The following is a 17,991-nucleotide window of genomic DNA, read 5'->3' as shown; positions in this document are numbered from 1 at the left end:
GGGCGGGGTCCAGGTTCGAGGGGGGATGTCGATGAGCATGGGCCGGTCCGTCAGCCGGGGTCGGTCAAGAGTTGGATCCCTTGTGGATCCCTTTCGGTAAGGAGGTGGACGTGGGGTCGCGGCGGGGGCGATCGTGAGGGACATGAGTGATCACCGGATGGCACCTGTCAGCCTGCCCGTAGCCGCCCATGAGCCGCCCTACTACGCCGTTGTCTTCACGTCCGTGCGGAGCGAGGCGGAGGGGGACGACGGTTACGACCGGGCCGCCGAGCGGCTCGGGGAGCTGGTGAAGGACATCCCGGGATTTCTGGGCGAGGACGCCGCGCGGACGCCGGGTGGGCTCGGGGTCACCGTCGCCTACTTCCGGGATCTGGCCGGGATCGAGGAGTGGCGTCGGCACCAGGAGCACCGGGCGGCCAAGGAGTACGGGCGTGAGCACTGGTACGAGCGGTACTCCCTGCACATCGCCAGGGTCGAGCACAGCCACGGGTTCGAGCGGGCCCGTGGCTGAGGGCGAGGGCATGGCCGAGGCCGAGGAGATCCGGCGGTTCTGGGGGCGGCTTGGGTTGCCCGGGCTCGTGGACGTGCACACCCACTTCATGCCCGAGCAGGTGCTGCGGAAGGTCTGGGGGTATTTCGACGCGCTCGGGCCGCTGACCGGAGGCGTGGAGTGGCCGATCACGTATCGGAAGGAGGAAGAGGAACGGGTCGCGCTGATACGGGAGTTCGGGGTGCGTGGCTTCACCGCCATGCTCTATCCGCACAAGCCGGGGATGGCGCGGTGGCTCAACGGCTGGGCGGTCGAGTTCGCCGGCCGTACGCCTGACTGCCTGCACACCTCAACCCTCTTTCCGGAGGCGGGAGTCGAGGCCTATGTGCGGGAGGCGGTCGATGCCGGGGCCCGCGTGTTCAAGGCACATGTACAGGTGGGGGCGTACGACCCGGCGAGTGAACTCCTGGACCCCGCCTGGGGGTTGCTCGCCGAGGCCGGGGTGCCCGTGGTGATCCACTGCGGGTCCGGGCCCGCGCCCGGCAAGCACACCGGGCCCGAGCCCATCGCGCGGGTGCTGGCCCGGCATCCCCGGCTGCGGCTGGTGATCGCCCACATGGGGATGCCGGAATACGAGGACTTCCTCGATCTGGCCGAGCGGTACGGAGAGGTGCGGCTGGACACGACCATGGCCTTCACGGACTTCAGCGAGCGGTTCGCGCCGTTCCCACGGCGGGCGCTGCCGCGGCTGGCGGGGCTGGGGGACCGGATCCTGCTCGGCAGCGACTTCCCCAACATCCCGTATCCGTACGTGCATCAACTGCACGCCCTGGAGCGGCTGGACCTCGGGGACGACTGGCTGAGGGCCGTCTGCCATGACAACGGGGCGCGGCTGTTCAGCCTGTGAGGCCGGCCCCAGCCCCCTCACAGCCAGGCTTTACGCCCTGATCACCTTGACCCGCACATGATGGATCCAGAGCCCCAGAAGCACCACGTGGGGCCGCTGGGGTAGAGATTCCCAGGGGTTCCCTGAGAGGTCCCTGTGCGTTTCTTAGGGAAATCACAGGTTGTCGAAAGGGTGCTCTCAGAGGATCCAGACAGTGTGTCCACCATGACCACGACCTCGCCCCAGGGGCGCACCGAACTGCTGAGGCCGGACGGGAGCCCCGTCCGAGTGCTTGTGGTGGACGACGAGCTGTCGATCACCGAACTGCTGTCCATGGCCCTCCGCTACGAGGGCTGGCAGATCCGGAGTGCGGGGGATGGCACGGGTGCCATCCAGACCGCCCGGGAGTTCCGGCCCGACGCCGTCGTTCTCGACATGATGCTGCCGGACATGGACGGCCTCACCGTCCTCGGGCGGCTGCGGCGGGAGCTGCCGGATGTGCCGGTGCTGTTCCTGACCGCGAAGGACGCCGTCGAGGACCGTATCGCCGGCCTCACCGCCGGTGGCGACGACTACGTCACCAAGCCGTTCAGCCTCGAAGAGGTCGTCGCCCGGCTGCGCGGTCTCATCCGCCGCTCCGGTGCCGCCGACCGCCGCTCGGACTCCGTGCTCGTCGTCGGCGACCTGACGCTGGACGAGGACAGTCACGAGGTCAGCCGGGCCGGCGAGGGCATCCACCTCACCGCCACCGAGTTCGAGCTGCTGCGCTTCCTGATGCGCAACCCGCGGCGCGTGCTCAGCAAGGCGCAGATCCTCGACCGGGTGTGGTCGTACGACTTCGGCGGCCAGGCCAACGTGGTCGAGCTCTACATCTCGTATCTCCGCCGGAAGATCGACGCCGGCCGGGAGCCGATGATCCACACCCGGCGTGGCGCCGGTTACCTGATCAAGCCCGCAGCCTCATGAGCGGGCGACGACGGCCACGTCCGCAGAAGCGACGAGCGGGACAGCCGCGCACCCTGCGGACGCGGCTCGTCGTCGCTTCCGTGGTGCTGATCGCCGTGGTGTGTGCGGTGATCGGCACGGTGACGACGCTGGCCCTGCGGTCGCATCTGTACGACCAGCTCAACGGCAAGCTGGGCGAGGTCGCGGCCCGGGTGGCGCCCCGCGACTTCGGTGGGCCGCCCCAGGGCAACAACGCACCCGGCGAGGACGCGAGCAAGAAGAAGACGTTCCCGGAGACCAACCTCACCGACTTCGTCATCAAGGGCCCGCAGCCGGACGGCACGATCGCGGCCAAGATCGTGAAGGGCACCATCACCGATGCCAAGCGCGGTGTGAAGTCCGGGTCCTCGGACAACTACTCCATGAGCCCCAAGACGCTCACGGACGAGCAGAAGAAGGTACTCAACACCGTCCCCCAGGACGGCAAGATCCACACCGTCGACCTGCCCGGACTCGGCACCTACCAGGTGACGTCCGCCAGCAACGACAAGTACTCCTACTACGTCGCCCTCCCCACCAGCGAGGTCGACAGCACCATCAACACGCTGATCCTCGTCGAGGTCAGCGTCACCGCCGCCGGTCTAGGCGCCGCGGTCATCGCCGGTTACGTCCTCGTCGGCGTGGCCACCCGCCCCCTCCGTCGCGTCGCGGCCACCGCGACCCGCGTCTCCGAACTCCCCCTGCACACCGGCGAGGTCAACCTCAGCGAGCGTGTGCCCGAGTCCGAGACCGACCCGCACACCGAGGTCGGCCAGGTCGGCGCCGCGCTCAACCGGATGCTGAACCACGTCCACGGCGCCCTGCACGCACGCCAGCAGAGCGAGATGCGAGTACGGCAGTTCGTCGCCGACGCCAGCCACGAGCTCAGGACCCCGCTCGCCTCCATCCGCGGGTACGCCGAGCTGACCCGGCGCGGCAGAGAGCAGGTCGGACCGGACACCCGGCACGCCCTGGGCCGTATCGAGTCCGAGGCGGGCCGGATGACGCTGCTGGTCGAGGACCTGCTGCTGCTGGCCCGGCTGGACGCCGGACGGCCGCTGCAGTTCGAGCAGACCGACCTCATCCCGCTGGTCGTCGACACCGTCAGCGACACCCGCGCGGCCGGCATGGAGCACAACTGGCGGCTCGACCTGCCCGACGAGCCGGCGCTGGTGTCCGCGGACGCGGCCCGGGTGCAGCAGGTGCTGGTCAACCTGCTCGGCAACGCCCGCAAGCACACCCCGCCCGGTACGACCGTCACCGCCCGCATCCAGCGGCGCGGCCCGTGGATGTGCGTGGACGTCGAGGACAACGGGCCCGGCATTCCGCCGGAGCTGCTCCCGCACGTCTTCGAGAGGTTCGCGCGCGGTGACTCGGCGCGCTCCCGGGCGACCGGCTCCACCGGACTCGGGCTGGCGATCGTGCAGGCCGTCGCGACCGCGCACGGCGGTGCCGTGACCGTGGACAGCGTTCCGGGGTGCACCGTGTTTACCGTGCATTTGCCGGCGCTTGCCCCGGCGATTCCGCAGCCGGCCCCCGAAACGAATTGGCAATCGCACTCACAGGTACAGCACAGTGCCACCACATGGGTGCAACAGGGCACTTGACCAGAGTCGTTGTCATGCGAACCGACTCTTCTCCCGGCACCCTGCCGGCGCGGGAGCACCTCCCGGCCGGCGACGCCGGTACGCCTGTCCTGGACGTAGTGATCCCCGTCTACAACGAGGAGAAGGACCTCCAGCCGTGTGTGCTGAGACTGCACGAGCACCTCAAGCGCACGTTCCCGTACGCGTTCCGCATCACCATCGCGGACAACGCGTCGACCGACGCCACCCCGATGGTGGCGTCGCGGCTGGAGTCGGAGATCGCCGAGGTCAGCAACTTCCGGCTGGAGCAGAAGGGCCGCGGTCGCGCCCTGCGCACCGTGTGGTCCGCCTCGGACGCCCCGATCCTCGCCTACATGGACGTGGACCTGTCCACCGACCTCAACGCCCTGCTCCCGCTGGTGGCCCCGCTGATCTCGGGCCACTCCGACCTGGCGATCGGATCCCGGCTCGCACGCTCCTCCCGTGTGGTGCGCGGCCCCAAGCGGGAGTTCATCAGCCGCTCGTACAACCTGATCCTGCGCGGCTCGCTGCAGGCCCGCTTCTCGGACGCGCAGTGCGGCTTCAAGGCGATCCGGCGTGACGTCGCCCAGGTGCTGCTGCCGATGGTCGAGGACACCGGCTGGTTCTTCGACACCGAGATGCTGGTCATCGCCGAGCGCGCGGGGCTCCGTATCCACGAAGTGCCCGTCGACTGGGTCGACGACCCGAACTCCACCGTCCACATCGTGAAGACCGCGACCGAGGACCTCAAGGGGGTGTGGCGCGTGGGCAAGGCCCTGGCCACGGGTTCGCTGCCGCTGGACCGGATCACCCGGCCCTTCGGCGACGACCCGCGCGACCGCGAGATCCAGGACGTACCGAAGGGGCTGGCCCGCCAGCTCGTCGGGTTCTGTGTCATCGGCGGTCTGTCGACCCTCTTCTACCTCCTCCTCTACAGCGGCTTCCGGACCTTCTCCGGCTCGCAGATCGCCAACGCGCTCGCGCTGCTGGTCTCCACGATCGCCAATACGGCGGCCAACCGGCGCCTCACCTTCGGGGTGCGCGGCAAGGGCGGCGCCGTCCGCCACCAGGCGCAGGGCCTCGTCGTCTTCGGCATCTGCCTCGCCCTGACCGCCGGTTCGCTCGCCGCCCTGAACGCGGCGAGCAGCGACCCCGCGCACTCCACCGAGCTGGCGGTGCTGATCGCCGCCAACCTCGCCGCGACCGTGCTGCGCTTCCTGCTCTTCCGCGCCTGGGTCTTCTCCGACCGCAGGGACGGCGAGCCGTCGACGGTGGTCGCCTCGCACAACCCGTCCTCGCCGACCTACGCGACGACCGCGCCCGCACACCCGCAGTACCAGTACCAGGACCAGTTCCAGCAGCCGTACCGCCCGCAGCCCCCGCTGCCGCAGCGGCCGGCCGGCCGTCCGAACGGCACGCACCAGAACCACGAGACGACCCAGTTCCGCGCCGGTGAAGTCGCGGACCGCCGCTGGGAGGACGCCACCATGCATCTGCAGCCGGTGCGCCCGACCGACACCGATCCGAGGGACTCCCGATGACCACCCACTACGACCAGACGACCTACGAGGGAGGGTCCGGGCCCGGTCCGTCCTCCTGGGGACCGTCGCAGACGATCGACTCGCCCGTGCAGGAGCCGGCCCTTCCCGCCGAGCCCCAGTCCGGTGAGCCCAAGCAGCCCTTCGTGCAGAGACTGTGGCGTGGCCGCCCCGAGGACCCCCGCTGGGCACGCCCCGCGTTCTGGGGCCTGCTCCTGGCCACCGCGGCGCTGTACTTCTACAACCTGAGCGCCTCCGGCTACGCCAACTCCTTCTACTCGGCGGCCGTCCAGGCCGGCACCAAGAGCTGGAAGGCGATGTTCTTCGGCTCGCTGGACGCGGGCAACGCGATCACCGTCGACAAGCCCTCGGCGTTCATGTGGCCGATGGAGATCGCGGCCAGGATCTTCGGGCTCAACTCCTGGACGATCCTCGGCCCCGAGGTCCTCATGGGCGTCGGCACGGTCGCGGTCGTCTACGCCTCGGTCCGTCGCCGGTTCAGCCCCGGGGCAGGTCTGATCGCGGGTGCGGTGCTCGCGCTCACTCCCGTCGCGGCGCTGATGTTCCGGTTCAACAACCCGGACGCGATGCTGGCCCTGCTGATGTCGCTGGCCTGCTACTTCGTGGTCCGCGCGGTTGAGGACGGCAAGACCAAGTGGCTGGTGTACGCCGGTGTGGCGATCGGTTTCGCCTTCCTCGGCAAGACCCTCCAGGCCTTCCTGATCCTGCCGGCCCTGGCCATCGTGTACGCGGTGGTCGCGCCGGTGAGCGTGAAGAAGCGGTTCGGTCAGCTGGCCCTGGCCACCGTCGCACTGGTCGTCTCGGCCGGCTGGTGGGTCGCGATCGTCGAGCTGTGGCCGGCCTCCTCCCGCCCCTACATCGGCGGTTCGCAGGACAACTCCTTCCTGTCCCTGACCTTCGGCTACAACGGCTTCGGCCGCCTCAGCGGCGACGAGACCGGCAGCGTCGGCGGCGGTGGCGGCGGCACCGGCTCCGGCCAGTGGGGCGCGACCGGCTGGGACCGGATGTTCAACTCCGAGATCGGCAGCCAGATCTCCTGGCTGATCCCGGCCGCGCTGATCCTGCTGGTCGCCGGCCTGGTGGCCACCCGCAGGCTGAAGCGGACCTCGGTGACCCGGGCGTCGTTCCTGGTCTGGGGCGGCTCGCTGCTGATGACCATGGTCGTCTTCAGCTACATGGCGGGCATCTTCCATCAGTACTACACGATCGCCCTCGCCCCCTACATCGCCGCCGTGATCGGCATGGGCGCGGGTCTCCTGTGGGAGAAGCGCGCCGAGCTGTGGGCCTCGATCACCCTCGCGTCCTCCGTGGTCGCGGCCGCGGTCTGGGGCTACGTCCTCCTCAACCGCACCTCCAGCTACCTCCCCTGGCTGAAGTACCTGGTCCTGATCGGCGGTCTGGCCGCCGCGCTCGGCCTGATCTTCGCCGGCCGTATCAACCGGCAGCTCGCCCTCACGGCGGCCTCGGTCGGTCTGGTCGCCGCGCTGGCGGGCCCGGCCGCGTACACCGTGAGCACGGTCAACTCGGCGCACACCGGCTCCATCCCGACGGCCGGTCCGGCGGGCGCGGGCATGGGCATGGGCGGCGGCCCCGGTGGCGGTGGCAACCGCGGCGGCTTCGGCGGCGGCGGAATGCCGGGCCAGCAGGGCCAGAACGGCACCGGCGGCACCACCCAGAACGGCAACGGCTTCCCGGGCGGCGGCACGGGCGGCAATGGCAACACCAACGGCGGCTTCGGCGGCGGAATGCCCGGCCAGAACCAGCAGAACGGCAACGGCAGCACCCAGAACCAGCAGGGTGGCCCAGGCGGTCAGACGGGCGACGGCGGCGGCATGGGCGGCGGCGGTGGCGTCGGCGGCCTGCTGAACGGCGCGAGCGTCAGCTCCGCGGCCAAGAAGCTGCTGGAGACGGACTCCTCGAAGTACACCTGGGTCGCCGCGGCCATCGGTGCCCAGAACGCCGCGAGCTACCAGCTCGCCACCGACCAGTCGGTCATGGCGATCGGCGGCTTCAACGGCACGGACCCGTCCCCGACGCTGGCCCAGTTCAAGCAGTACGTCGCCGACGGCAAGATCCACTACTTCATCTCGTCCGGCACGGGCGGCGGCATGGGCGGCAGCAGCAGTGGCACGTCCTCGCAGATCAGCTCGTGGGTCGAGAAGAACTTCAAGAAGGTGACGGTGGGTTCGTCCACCTTCTACGACCTGACGCAGAAGGCGAGCAGCAGCTGACGTAAGAACATGCCTTACACCGTATAGCTGACTGCTATACGGTGTAAGGCATGTCTACGTCCCCCCAGGGCCATCCCCAGCGCTGGCTGATCCTCGGTGTCATCTGTCTCGCCCAGCTCACCGTGCTGCTCGACAACACCGTCCTGAACGTGGCGATCCCCTCCCTCACCCGGGAGCTGCACGCCGAGACCTCCGACATCCAGTGGATGATCAACGCGTACTCGCTCGTCCAGTCCGGTCTGCTGCTCACGGCGGGCAGCGCGGCCGACCGCTACGGCCGCAAGAAGATGCTCCTCGCCGGACTCACCCTGTTCGGTCTCGGCTCGCTGGTCGCCGGATTCGCGGGCACCACAGGGCAGTTGATCGCCGCGCGGGCCGGCATGGGCGTCGGCGGTGCGCTGCTCCTGACCACCACCCTGGCCGTGGCCATGCAGATCTTCGCGCCCGCGGAGCAGCCGAAGGCGATCGGCATCTGGGCCGCGGTCAACGCGCTCGGCTTCGCCGCGGGCCCCCTCATCGGCGGCTTCATGCTGAACCACTTCTGGTGGGGCGCGATCTTCCTGATCAACCTGCCGGTGGTGGCGCTGGGCCTGGTGGCGGTCGTGACCCTGGTCCCGGAGTCCAAGAACCCGACCGGCGACCGCCCCGACCTCCTCGGCGCCCTGCTCTCCACGATCGGCATGGCCTCGCTGGTGTTCGCGATCATCTCCGGCCCGGAGCACGGCTGGCTGTCGGGCCGGGTCCTGCTGACGGCAGCGGTAGCCGTGGCCGTCCTCGGCGCCTTCGCGTACTGGGAGAGCCGGATCCCGTACCCCATGCTCGACCTGAACTTCTTCCGGGACCGCCGTTTCACCGGCGCGGTCACCGGAGCGGTCCTGATCACCTTCGGCATGGGCGGCGCGCTCTTCCTGCTCACCCAGCACCTCCAGTTCGTCCTCGGATACGGCCCCTTGGAGGCCGGCCTGCGCACGGCACCCCTGGCACTGACCGTCGTGGTCCTGAACTTCTCCGGCCTGTCGGCGAAGTGGGCGGGAAAGCTCGGGACGCCGGTGTCCATCGCGCTGGGGATGGTGCTGATGGCGGGCGGCCTGGTGTCGATCGCCGTGTTCGACACCAGCGGTTACGGCGGCACACTGCTGGGCCTGCTGCTGATCGGCGGCGGCTGCGCGATCGCCAACCCCGCCATGGCGCACGCCATCATGAGCTCGATCCCGCCGGAGAAGGCGGGGGTGGGGGCCGGGATCAACGGCACGCTCGCGGAGTTCGGGAACGGGCTCGGGGTAGCCGTCCTCGGTGCGGTGCTGAGCTCCTCCGGACGGCTGGCCGAAGGGCTGAAGGCGGGTCAGCTCGTCGGGGCCGTGGCCGTGTTGCTGGGCGGGTTCGTGGCCGCGGCGTTGCTGCGCCGCGCCCAGAGGGCAGACTCCGAGATGGCCGCGGCCTAGCATCTTGATCAGAGAACCAGGTGAAGTCGAGGAAGGTGCGCCAATGGTGAGGGCAGCCGAGCGGGCGGCGCGGACCAGCGTGTGGCTGGAGGGGAAGGTACGGCGGGGAGGCCGCGGAGGCCAGCCGTCCGGGCTCGACCGGGATCGGATCACCGAGGTCACCGTTGGCCTGCTGGACTCCGAGGGGCTGGCCAAGTTCTCCATGCGGCGGCTGGCCGGTGAGCTGAACGTCACCGCGATGTCCGTCTACTGGTACGTCGACACCAAGGACGACCTCCTCGAACTCGCCCTGGACGCGGCCTACGGCGAACTCGCCCTGCCCGACCCGGAGACCGACGAGGACTGGCGGGACCAACTGCGCACCCTGGCAAGGGAGTACCGAGCCCTGCTGGTCCGCCACCCGTGGCTCTCCCCGCTGGCCGGCACCTTCCTGAACATCGGCCCGAACAGCCTGGCCTTCTCCCGGGTCGTCCAGCAGGTCATCCGCGGGACGGGCCTGCCGGTGCACGGCCTCTCGGGCGCCATCTCCGCCGTCTTCCAGTTCGTCTACGGCTTCGGCACGATCGAGGGTCACTTCATCGCCCGCTGCGCCACCGCCGGCATGTCCCAGGACGAGTACTTCCAGCACGCGATGAGCGCGGTCACCCAGGCCCCCGAGGCCGCCGCGATCATCGAGGAGAACGCGGACATCATGGCGGCCCGGGGCGGCGACACGGTGGAGGAGATGCGGGAACGGGACTTCACCTTCGCCCTGGACCTGCTGATCGCGGGCATCGAGGCGATGGTCCGACGCTCCTGAGCACATCCAGGACTACTTGCTCTCAGCGCCTCGTCTCGTAACGGGTGAGGATCACGCCGCCGGGAAACGTCCGCGTCTCCAGCAGGTTCAGGTTCACCCAGCTGTCCAGCGCGGTGAAGAACGGTGTGCCGCCGCCCACCAGGACGGGCGCGGTGGCCAGCAGGTACTCGTCGATCAGCCCGGCCCGCATGGCCGCCCCGGCGAGCGTCGCGCCGCCGATGTCCATCGGGCCGCCGTCCTCGGCCTTGAGCCGGGTGATCTCGGCGACCGCGTCGCCGGTGACCAGGCGGGTGTTCCAGTCGACCTTGTCGACCGTCGAGGAGAACACCACCTTCGGCATGTCCCGCCAGCGGCGCGCGAACTCGATCTCCGCCGGGGTGGCGCCCGGCTGCTGGTCGCCGGTGGGCCAGAAGGAGCTCATCGTGTGCCACAGCCTGCGCCCGTACAGCGACAGCTCGGTCGCCTGCAACTGGTCGGACCAGAACTGGAACAGCTCGTCGCTCGGCGGCCCGCCCCAGCCGATGTCGTCGCCGGGCGCGGCGATGTAGCCGTCCAGGCTCAGGTTCATGCCGTAGATCAGTTTCCGCATGGCATCGGCCTTCCGTGAGTCGGTCTCACGCGTACAGACCGGCGCGGCACGGGAAACTCATCGTTCCGCCGGGGAAACGGCGTCGATCCGCGACCGGTCCGCGGCCGACCCGGCGGCCTGCTCGATCTTCGCGCGGTAGGCCGCCCGGGCTTCCTCGTCGATCTGCCTCTCGTGCTCGGGGCGCAACCCGGTCCGGCCGTCGAGACCCTCGCGCAGGATGTCGGCGTGTCCGGCATGCCGGACGGTCTCGCCGAGGACATGGACCATGACGGCGAACAGGTTCGTGTCGGTATGAGGCTCCGGCCACCACGGCACATGGCCGGGGGCGTCGAGGGGAAGTTCGTCGATCGTCGCGTCCGAGTGGTCCCAGGTGCGCAGGCAGAACCCGGTGACCTGATCGCGGGTCTCGTCCGCGGCCGCCCACAGATCGCTGCCGTCGTAGTCCTGCCACCGGGACAGCGGCTCCGGGGACGGGCGGCCGAAGACCTCACCGAAGTACCTGGCCTCGACGGTGGCCACATGCTTGACCAGGCCGAGGAGGTTGGTCCCGGTCGCCGTCAGGGGCCGCCGGGCGTCGTATTCGGACAAGCCGTCGAGCTTCCAGAGCAGCGCCTCGCGGTCCCGCCGCAGTCTCCCGTGCAGATGGGCCTTCGCGAACTCGTCGATCACGGGAGGTCCTGGGCTTCAGGCGAAGCCAACCGTGCGGGGAAGCCCCCGGTCGCCACCGGGCCCCACTTCACCGGCGTGACCCGGATGATCGACTTCCCCTGCTTCACCATCGCGGCCCGGTACTCGTCCCAGTCCGGGTGCTCCCCGGAGATGTTCCGGAAGTACTCCACCAACGGCTCCACGGACTCCGGCGAGTCCACGACCTCGGCCGTCCCGTCGACCTGGACCCACGGCCCGTTCCACTCGTCGCTCAGCACGACGAGGCTGACCCGCTCGTCCCGCTTGGCGTTACGCGTCTTGGCCCGCTCGGGATACGTGGAGACGACGATCCGCCCCGAGTCGTCGACCCCACAGGTCAGCGGCGAGGCCTGCGGGCTCCCGTCGGCCCGCCGCGTCAGCAGGATCGCGCGGTGCCGGGGCCGTACGAAGTCCAGCAACTCTTCCAGGGACACGGTCGTGTTCGTAGCGATGTAGGGTGCCATGCCCTCAGCCTAGGCCTGCGGCAACGACTCCCCCTGCACCGCCTGAACGTTCAGTTCCACCCTCAGCGTCGTACCGATCGCCGCGATCCCCGCCTGCACCACCTGGTTGTAGTTCATGGCGAAGTCCTCGCGCCGCAACTCCGTCGTGGCCCGGAAGGCCGCCCGGGTCCCGCCCCACGGGTCCGACCCGGTCCCGAGATACGCCAGATCCAGATCCACCGGCCGCACGACCCCGTGCAGCGTCAACTCCCCGTGCACGGTCCACCGGTCGGACCCCGCGGCCGTAAGACCGCTCGACCGGTACGTGATCTCCGGGAACCGCTCCACGTCCAGGAAGTCCGCCGACCGCAGGTGCTGGTCCCGCATCCCGTTGCCCGTGTCGATGGAGTCCGCCCGGATCACGGCCTCCACCCGCGACTTCTCCACCTCGTCCGGCGCGATCTCGATCCGCCCCGCGAAGTCGGTGAAACGGCCGTGCACACTCGAGATCCCCAGGTGCTGGGCCACGGCCCCCACGCTCGAGTGCGCCGGGTCGATGGTCCAAGGCCCCGGCGGCGGCAGCTCGGTGCCGCCCTGCCGGGCCAGTGTCACGTTCCCGACCTCGGCCCGCCCGCTCATGGTGACGATGGCCGTGGAGGCGGCGGGCGCGTACCCGACGGCGGTGACGATGACGACGTACGGCCCCGGCGCCAGCGAGGTCGCGTCCCGTACCGCCCCGTCACCGTCCGCCTCGGCCCGCAGCACCTGGTTGCCGGCCATGTCGGTCACCGTGACGACCGCGTGCGACACGGCCCATCCGTCCCGCGTACGGATCTTCGCGGTCAGTCCCATCCCGTTTTCTCCCTGCGTGCAGCACATGGTCGTGAAAAGAACCGGCCCGTGGCGCCGGGCGCGCGCCTCCGCTCAGAGCGCGCACACACCGGACACCACGGGCCGGAGTCCAACTACTCGCCCGGATGGGCCAGTTCGATGTCGTGGTCGTCGACGCCGCGGCCGTTCACCGTCAGCGCCGTCGCCACCGGCGGGTAACCCGTGGCGATGACCGTGTAGTCGCCGCCGTTCAGGTCGGTGAAGGCGTACGCCCCGTCCGGACCGGTGGTGGCGGTGCCGACCACGTTGCCCGCGGCGTCCACCAGCGTGACCCGCGCGTCGGCCAGCGGACCGTGCGGTGCCTTCACGACGCCCTGGAGCTGGGACCCGGAGTCCAGGTCGATCTCGATCCGGGTGACCCCGGCGCCGCCGACCTCGACGGGCAGCGCGCGCGGCCGGTACCCGGCGGCGTTCACCGCGACGGTCACCGCACCCGGCACCAGCTCGGCGAAGCCGAACTCGCCCTGCTCACCGGTGGCCTGGGTGGCCAGCAGATCCCCGCGCACATCGGTCACGACGACCATCGCGTCCTTGACCGCCAGCCCGGTCTCCGCGGCCCGCACCAGCCCGTTCAGCCCGCTGGTGCCGCTCAGGAGGACGTCGTACGAGACCGGCTCACCGCCCACGACGACCGTGGACGCCTGGGGCTGGAAGCCGTCCGCCGCCGCGATCAGGACGTACGACCCGACGCTCGGCGCGTCCACCGCGTACGAACCGTCGGCCTGTGTCACCGACCGCCCCAGCTGACGTCCGGCCAGCGAGATCAGGGTGACGGCGGCCTGCGGGACCGGCGCGCTCTCGTTGCCGCGGACGAAGCCGCGTACCGGAATGCCACCCGTACCCGCGGACTCCTCGGGCCGCGCGATGGTGGCCACCGCGGCATGCCGCTGCGTCCCGTCGCCGGCGGTCTCGGACTCGGAGGAGGTCACGGCCCAGCTCGGGACGTGCTCGACGGCCGGAGCCTCCGCAGCCGCGGTTGCCGCCGGAGCTTCCGCCCCGTCCACCGTGCTCGCGGCCTGCGCCAGCGCGCCCTTGGTCCTCAGCGGGACCTCCTTGATGAACAGGGTGATCAGGAACGCGACGGCCGCGAGGCCACCGGCGATCAGGAAGACGTCGGCGATGCCGTGGCCGTACGCGCTCTCCATGAGCGTGCGGATCGGTGCCGGCAGCTTCGCGAGGTCCGGGATGCTGTCGGTCGAGGAGCTCGAACCGGCCAGCGCTGCCCGGTACTTGGGGTCGAGGGCGGCGATGCCGTCCGTCACGTAGTGCGTGATCCGGTGGGACATCACCGCGCCGAGCGCGGAGACGCCGACCGCACCACCGAGGGAACGGAAGAAGGTGACCGTGGAGCTGGCGGAGCCGAGGTCGCTCGGGTCGACCTGGTTCTGCGTGCAGAGCACCAGGTTCTGCATCATCATGCCGATGCCGAGACCCAGCAGCGCCATGAAGATCGACATCTTCCAGTACGCCGTGTCGTACCGGATGGTCCCGAGCAGCCCGAGCCCGGCCGTCACCAGCACGCCACCGCTGACCAGCCACGCCTTCCAGCGCCCGGTGCGGGTGATGAACTGCCCGGAGACGGTGGAGGAGACGAAGAGCCCGCCGATCATCGGGATCGTCATGACACCCGACATCGTCGGGGACTTGTCGCGGGCCAGCTGGAAGTACTGGCTGAAGAACACCGTGCCGGTGAACATCGCGATTCCGACGAACAGCGAGGCCAGCGAGGCCAGCGTGATGGTGCGGTTGCGGAACAGCCGCAGCGGGATGATCGGTTCGCGCACCTTGGACTCGACCAGCACGAAGACCAGCCCGAGGACGATCGAACCGCCGACCATCGCGTACGTCTGCCAGGAGATCCAGTCGTACTTGTCACCGGCGAAGGTGACCCAGACCAGCAGCAGCGAGACGGCCGCGGCGATGAAGAACGCGCCGGCCCAGTCGACCTTCACGTCCCGCTTCACGACCGGCAGGTGCAGCGTCTTCTGGAGCACGATCAGCGCGATCACGGCGAAGGGGACCCCGACGTAGAAGCACCAGCGCCAGCCCAGCCACGAGGTGTCGGTGATGACACCGCCGAGCAGCGGGCCGCCGACGGTCGCGACCGCGAAGGTGGCGCCGAGGTAGCCGGAGTAACGCCCGCGCTCACGCGGCGAGATCATCGCCGCCATGACGATCTGGGCGAGGGCGGACAGACCGCCGACACCGATGCCCTGCACGACACGGCAGGCGATGAGCATCCCGGCGTTCTGCGAGAGTCCGGCAGCCGCCGAACCCAGCACATAGATGACCAGGGCTATCTGGACGAGGGCCTTCTTGCTGTAGAGGTCCGCGAGCTTGCCCCACAGCGGGGTGGCCGCGGTCATCGACAGCAGGGCGGCGGTGACGACCCAGGTGTAGGCGGACTGGCCGCCGCCGAGGTCGCTGATGATGTGCGGCAGGGCGTTGGTGACGATCGTGGACGACAGGATCGCCACGAACATGCCGAGCAGCAGACCGGAGATGGCCTCCATGATCTGCCGGTGCGTCATCGGGGCGTACTCGGCGGCGGAGCCTCCCCCGTGCTTGGCATGAGCCCGCACACCGGCTGGTGTGGTCGTTGCCATGAGCTTCCTTCTCTTATGTGTTCGCGGGTGTACGGGTGGTCGGTACTGGTTCTTCGAGTGCGGGAGGCGGCAGCCGGGGCGGCAGGGCGGTGACCCGGCTGTCGTCGAAACTGGAGCGCAGGCGCGCCATCAGCCGGGTGAGCTGGGCGACCTCCTCGTCGCTCCAGTCGGCGAGCCGCTCGGCCAGTAGCTGGGTGGTCCGCTCGGAGAGCGCCTCGAGCCGGGCCGTGCCGGTCGCCGTGAGGTGCAGGATCCGGGATCGCTTGTCCGCGGGGTCGGGGGAGCGGTCGATCCAGCCGCGCTCGGCGAGGTGCGCGACATGGCGGCTGGTGACCGACATGTCCACGGCGAGCAGCTCCGCGAGCCGGCTCATCCGCATGTCGCCGTGGCGGCCCAGCAGCGTCAGCACGGCAGCGCTGCCGCTCGGGCAGTCGGAGGGCAGGATCCGCCCCAGCTCCCGTTTCACGGCACCGAAGGCGCTGAACTGACGTACCAACTCCTCGTACTGCGCCCGCTCGGCCATCACACCTCCCGCATTCGTTGCTTGGGGCAACCATAGGATTGGTTGGTTGCTGCAGGCAAACAGTTTGGGGTGCGGGCGGCATAAAAACTTGGCAAAGACAAGTATTGCGAGTGTAAATACGCAGGTGAGGGCCACTGCGGAGGCGGGCGGACCCCCACTTGGGCAGCACACGCGTATTCGCTAGGGTCTCCACCTATGGCGAACCCCCAGAACCCCCAGGGCAACCACGACCCCGCCGGCAGCACCCAGATGTTCCGCGCGTTCGTGGACGAGGGCCCGCAGGGCCGGCAGCAGCAGGCCCCCGCCCCGGCCGCCGGCCCCCGCATCGGCCTGATCGTCGGCATCGTGGTCGCCGTGGCGGTCGTCGCCGCCGTGGCCTGGCTCGCCCTCAAGTAAGGCGCGCCACTACTTCCACCGGACGGCGACGTCCCGCGTCTCGATGTGCATGCCCAACGGCACGCGCCAGGCGTCGACGCACACCGTCCAGGTCTTCTTCTTCCCGGCGCCGCCCTCGATCGGCACCGGCAGGTCGACGGTCGACTCGACCGTCCCCCAGTCGAGCCCGAGCGCTCCGATGACGTGCGTCCCGAAGGTCACCGTGCCCGAACGTACCGCGGTGCCCCCGGAGTTGCTGAAGCCCAGCGTCACGTCCTCGCACCACCGCTGGTCCGTGGCCGTGCGGACGGGGCCGCTCCAGGAGAGGGCCGCGGGTCCGGCAGGTGCCGTACCACCGCCGGGAGTCGGCGTGGCGGACGGCGACCTCACCGTCGTAGAACCGGACTTGACCGGAATCCCGGTGGTGGCGGAAGCCCCTGGTGTACGAGGTGAACCGGCCGCCGGTCCCGATGCACTGCCCGAACCCCCAGCCCCGGCAGGGCTGTTGGAGGAGCCGTCGGCTCCGTCCAGGGGCACTAGTGTCACCCTGCCCGTGGGTGCCGCGCCGGACGCCGTGGGCGCGCCGCCCACCACCCCCGTCGCGACGTAGCCCTCCCGGGCTCCGCCCCCGCACGCGGCCAGTGCCGCGCCCAGGCAGACGACGGCCGCCGACGCGCCGATCGCGGCGCCTCGACGGCCATGTGTCCATGTCGTCCCGGGAGTTCCACGCAGCATCGCGCCATGGTGGCTGACACTCCGTCAAATAGGAACCCCTGGACGGGGTTTCCGGCTCAGTCGGAGATGAGACCCTCGCGCAGCTGCGCCAGCGTGCGGGTCAGCAGGCGGGAGACGTGCATCTGCGAGATGCCGACCTCCTCGCCGATCTGCGACTGGGTCATGTTGGCGAAGAAGCGGAGCATGATGATCTGCCGCTCGCGGGGCGGGAGTTTGGCGAGCAGCGGCTTCAACGACTCGCGGTACTCGACGCCTTCGAGCGCCGTGTCCTCGTAGCCGAGCCGGTCCGCCAGCGAACCCTCGCCGCCGTCGTCCTCCGGAGCCGGCGAGTCGAGGGACGAGGCCGTGTACGCGTTGCCGACCGCGAGGCCGTCGACCACGTCCTCCTCGGACACGCCGAGCACGGCGGCGAGTTCGGGGACGGTCGGGGAGCGGTCCAGCTTCTGCGAGAGCTCGTCGCTGGCCTTGGTGAGGGCCAGGCGCAGCTCCTGGAGGCGGCGCGGGACCCGCACCGACCAGGAGGTGTCGCGGAAGAACCGTTTGATCTCGCCCACGACCGTCGGCATCGCGAACGTCGGGAATTCCACGCCCCGTTCGCAGTCGAAGCGGTCGATCGCCTTGATCAGGCCGATCGTGCCGACCTGGACGATGTCCTCCATCGGCTCGTTGCGCGAGCGGAAGCGGGCCGCCGCGTAGCGCACCAGCGGGAGGTTGAGCTCGATCAGCGTGTCCCGGACGTACGCGCGCTCGGGGCTGTTCTCGTCCAGTGCGGCGAGCCGCAGGAACAGGGAGCGGGACAGGGTGCGGGTGTCGATGGCTCCCGAGGTCGGGAGGGCCGGGGCCGGTACGGCCTCCAGGGCCGGGACGTCGTCGATGACGGCGTCGGGCGCGGAGTCGCTCTTCGTGAGCGTGAGCACCTTGGAGCTGCCCTGGTCTGCGGACATGCCACCCCCTCTGGGTCGCGGGACGGTCGTGGCCGACGCTCCCCTGGCGAGGAGTTCAGCCTTCACCTGAATACCGGAGCCGAAGCCACGGCAAACGCGTTGGCGGAAGAATGTCACATGTCGGCAACACGCTGTAGTGACATGTCGACATGAGAGATGCGAATCGGCCCTGGAAAGAGGGGGTCTGAGCCTTTTTCAGC

General features: G+C 70.0%; 17 protein-coding genes. 9 read left to right on the top strand and 8 right to left on the bottom strand.

Annotated features, from left to right (window positions below; genetic code table 11):
• The first annotated feature begins 142 nt into the window (after positions 1 to 142).
• From ACQEWB_RS23905 to ACQEWB_RS23870, 8 genes are all read left to right on the top strand, one after another.
• Entirely contained in the window at positions 143 to 511 is a 369-nt protein-coding gene (locus ACQEWB_RS23905) for an antibiotic biosynthesis monooxygenase family protein (protein WP_432834230.1), read from the top strand.
• Positions 512 to 521: 10 nt separating this feature from the next.
• The gene (locus tag ACQEWB_RS23900) at positions 522 to 1,397 is read left to right on the top strand and encodes an amidohydrolase family protein (protein ID WP_432843969.1); all 876 of its coding nucleotides are present in this window, start codon (positions 522 to 524) and stop codon (positions 1,395 to 1,397) included.
• A gap of 204 nt (positions 1,398 to 1,601) precedes the next feature.
• Entirely contained in the window at positions 1,602 to 2,342 is a 741-nt protein-coding gene (locus ACQEWB_RS23895) for a response regulator transcription factor (protein WP_026179246.1), read from the top strand.
• The gene (locus ACQEWB_RS23890; RefSeq protein ID WP_432834227.1) at positions 2,339 to 3,967 is read left to right on the top strand and encodes a HAMP domain-containing sensor histidine kinase; all 1,629 of its coding nucleotides are present in this window, start codon (positions 2,339 to 2,341) and stop codon (positions 3,965 to 3,967) included. Before ACQEWB_RS23895 ends, ACQEWB_RS23890 begins: the two co-directional genes overlap by 4 nt.
• Positions 3,968 to 3,981: 14 nt before the next feature.
• Entirely contained in the window at positions 3,982 to 5,508 is a 1,527-nt protein-coding gene (locus ACQEWB_RS23885) for a glycosyltransferase (protein ID WP_432834225.1), read from the top strand.
• Positions 5,505 to 7,757 carry an ArnT family glycosyltransferase gene (locus ACQEWB_RS23880; RefSeq protein WP_432834223.1) on the top strand — a complete coding sequence of 751 codons (2,253 nt, stop codon included), beginning with the start codon at positions 5,505 to 5,507 and terminating at the stop codon, positions 7,755 to 7,757. Before ACQEWB_RS23885 ends, ACQEWB_RS23880 begins: the two co-directional genes overlap by 4 nt.
• Positions 7,758 to 7,807: 50 nt before the next feature.
• Positions 7,808 to 9,199: an MFS transporter gene (locus ACQEWB_RS23875; RefSeq protein ID WP_432834221.1), complete on the top strand. Its 1,392-nt coding sequence runs from the start codon at positions 7,808 to 7,810 to the stop codon at positions 9,197 to 9,199.
• A gap of 43 nt (positions 9,200 to 9,242) precedes the next feature.
• Positions 9,243 to 9,998, top strand: a complete 756-nt coding sequence (locus ACQEWB_RS23870; RefSeq protein WP_432834219.1) for a TetR/AcrR family transcriptional regulator — start codon at positions 9,243 to 9,245, stop codon at positions 9,996 to 9,998.
• 22 nt (positions 9,999 to 10,020) lie between these two features.
• Here ACQEWB_RS23870 and ACQEWB_RS23865 read toward each other — a convergent pair whose 3' ends face one another.
• The 6 genes from ACQEWB_RS23865 to ACQEWB_RS23840 all read right to left on the bottom strand — a co-directional run bounded on the left by ACQEWB_RS23865 (position 10,021) and on the right by ACQEWB_RS23840 (position 15,737).
• On the bottom strand, positions 10,021 to 10,587 hold the full coding sequence (locus ACQEWB_RS23865) for a dihydrofolate reductase family protein (RefSeq protein WP_432834217.1): 567 nt from the start codon (positions 10,585 to 10,587) through the stop codon (positions 10,021 to 10,023).
• Between the two features lie 57 nt (positions 10,588 to 10,644).
• Positions 10,645 to 11,256, bottom strand: coding sequence for a DinB family protein (locus ACQEWB_RS23860; protein ID WP_432834215.1), 612 nt, complete (start codon positions 11,254 to 11,256; stop codon positions 10,645 to 10,647).
• Entirely contained in the window at positions 11,253 to 11,738 is a 486-nt protein-coding gene (locus ACQEWB_RS23855) for a PPOX class F420-dependent oxidoreductase (protein WP_432834213.1), read from the bottom strand. The genes ACQEWB_RS23860 and ACQEWB_RS23855 overlap by 4 nt, the downstream gene beginning before the upstream one ends.
• A 9-nt stretch (positions 11,739 to 11,747) precedes the next feature.
• Entirely contained in the window at positions 11,748 to 12,569 is an 822-nt protein-coding gene (locus ACQEWB_RS23850) for a YceI family protein (RefSeq protein WP_432834211.1), read from the bottom strand.
• Positions 12,570 to 12,682: 113 nt separating this feature from the next.
• Positions 12,683 to 15,214 carry an MFS transporter gene (locus ACQEWB_RS23845; protein WP_432834209.1) on the bottom strand — a complete coding sequence of 844 codons (2,532 nt, stop codon included), beginning with the start codon at positions 15,212 to 15,214 and terminating at the stop codon, positions 12,683 to 12,685.
• 13 nt (positions 15,215 to 15,227) lie between these two features.
• Positions 15,228 to 15,737, bottom strand: a complete 510-nt coding sequence (locus ACQEWB_RS23840; RefSeq protein WP_432834207.1) for a MarR family winged helix-turn-helix transcriptional regulator — start codon at positions 15,735 to 15,737, stop codon at positions 15,228 to 15,230.
• Between the two features lie 195 nt (positions 15,738 to 15,932).
• Between ACQEWB_RS23840 and ACQEWB_RS23835 the strand changes: the two genes are divergently transcribed.
• A complete protein-coding gene (locus ACQEWB_RS23835; RefSeq protein ID WP_432834205.1) occupies positions 15,933 to 16,133 on the top strand; it encodes a hypothetical protein in 201 nt (66 codons plus the stop codon).
• Positions 16,134 to 16,142: 9 nt separating this feature from the next.
• On the opposite strand, the gene ACQEWB_RS23830 is transcribed toward ACQEWB_RS23835, so the two are convergent.
• Positions 16,143 to 16,847: a hypothetical protein gene (locus ACQEWB_RS23830; protein ID WP_432834203.1), complete on the bottom strand. Its 705-nt coding sequence runs from the start codon at positions 16,845 to 16,847 to the stop codon at positions 16,143 to 16,145.
• Between the two features lie 56 nt (positions 16,848 to 16,903).
• Positions 16,904 to 17,791, bottom strand: coding sequence for an RNA polymerase sigma factor SigF (locus tag ACQEWB_RS23825; RefSeq protein WP_432834201.1), 888 nt, complete (start codon positions 17,789 to 17,791; stop codon positions 16,904 to 16,906).
• Positions 17,792 to 17,991 lie beyond the last annotated feature (200 nt).

The sequence above is a fragment of the Streptomyces sp. CA-249302 genome (assembly GCF_050936785.1).
Classification (GTDB): domain Bacteria; phylum Actinomycetota; class Actinomycetes; order Streptomycetales; family Streptomycetaceae; genus Streptomyces.
The sequence above is the reverse complement of the archived record's forward strand: the minus strand, read 5'-3'. Positions and strand labels throughout refer to the sequence as shown.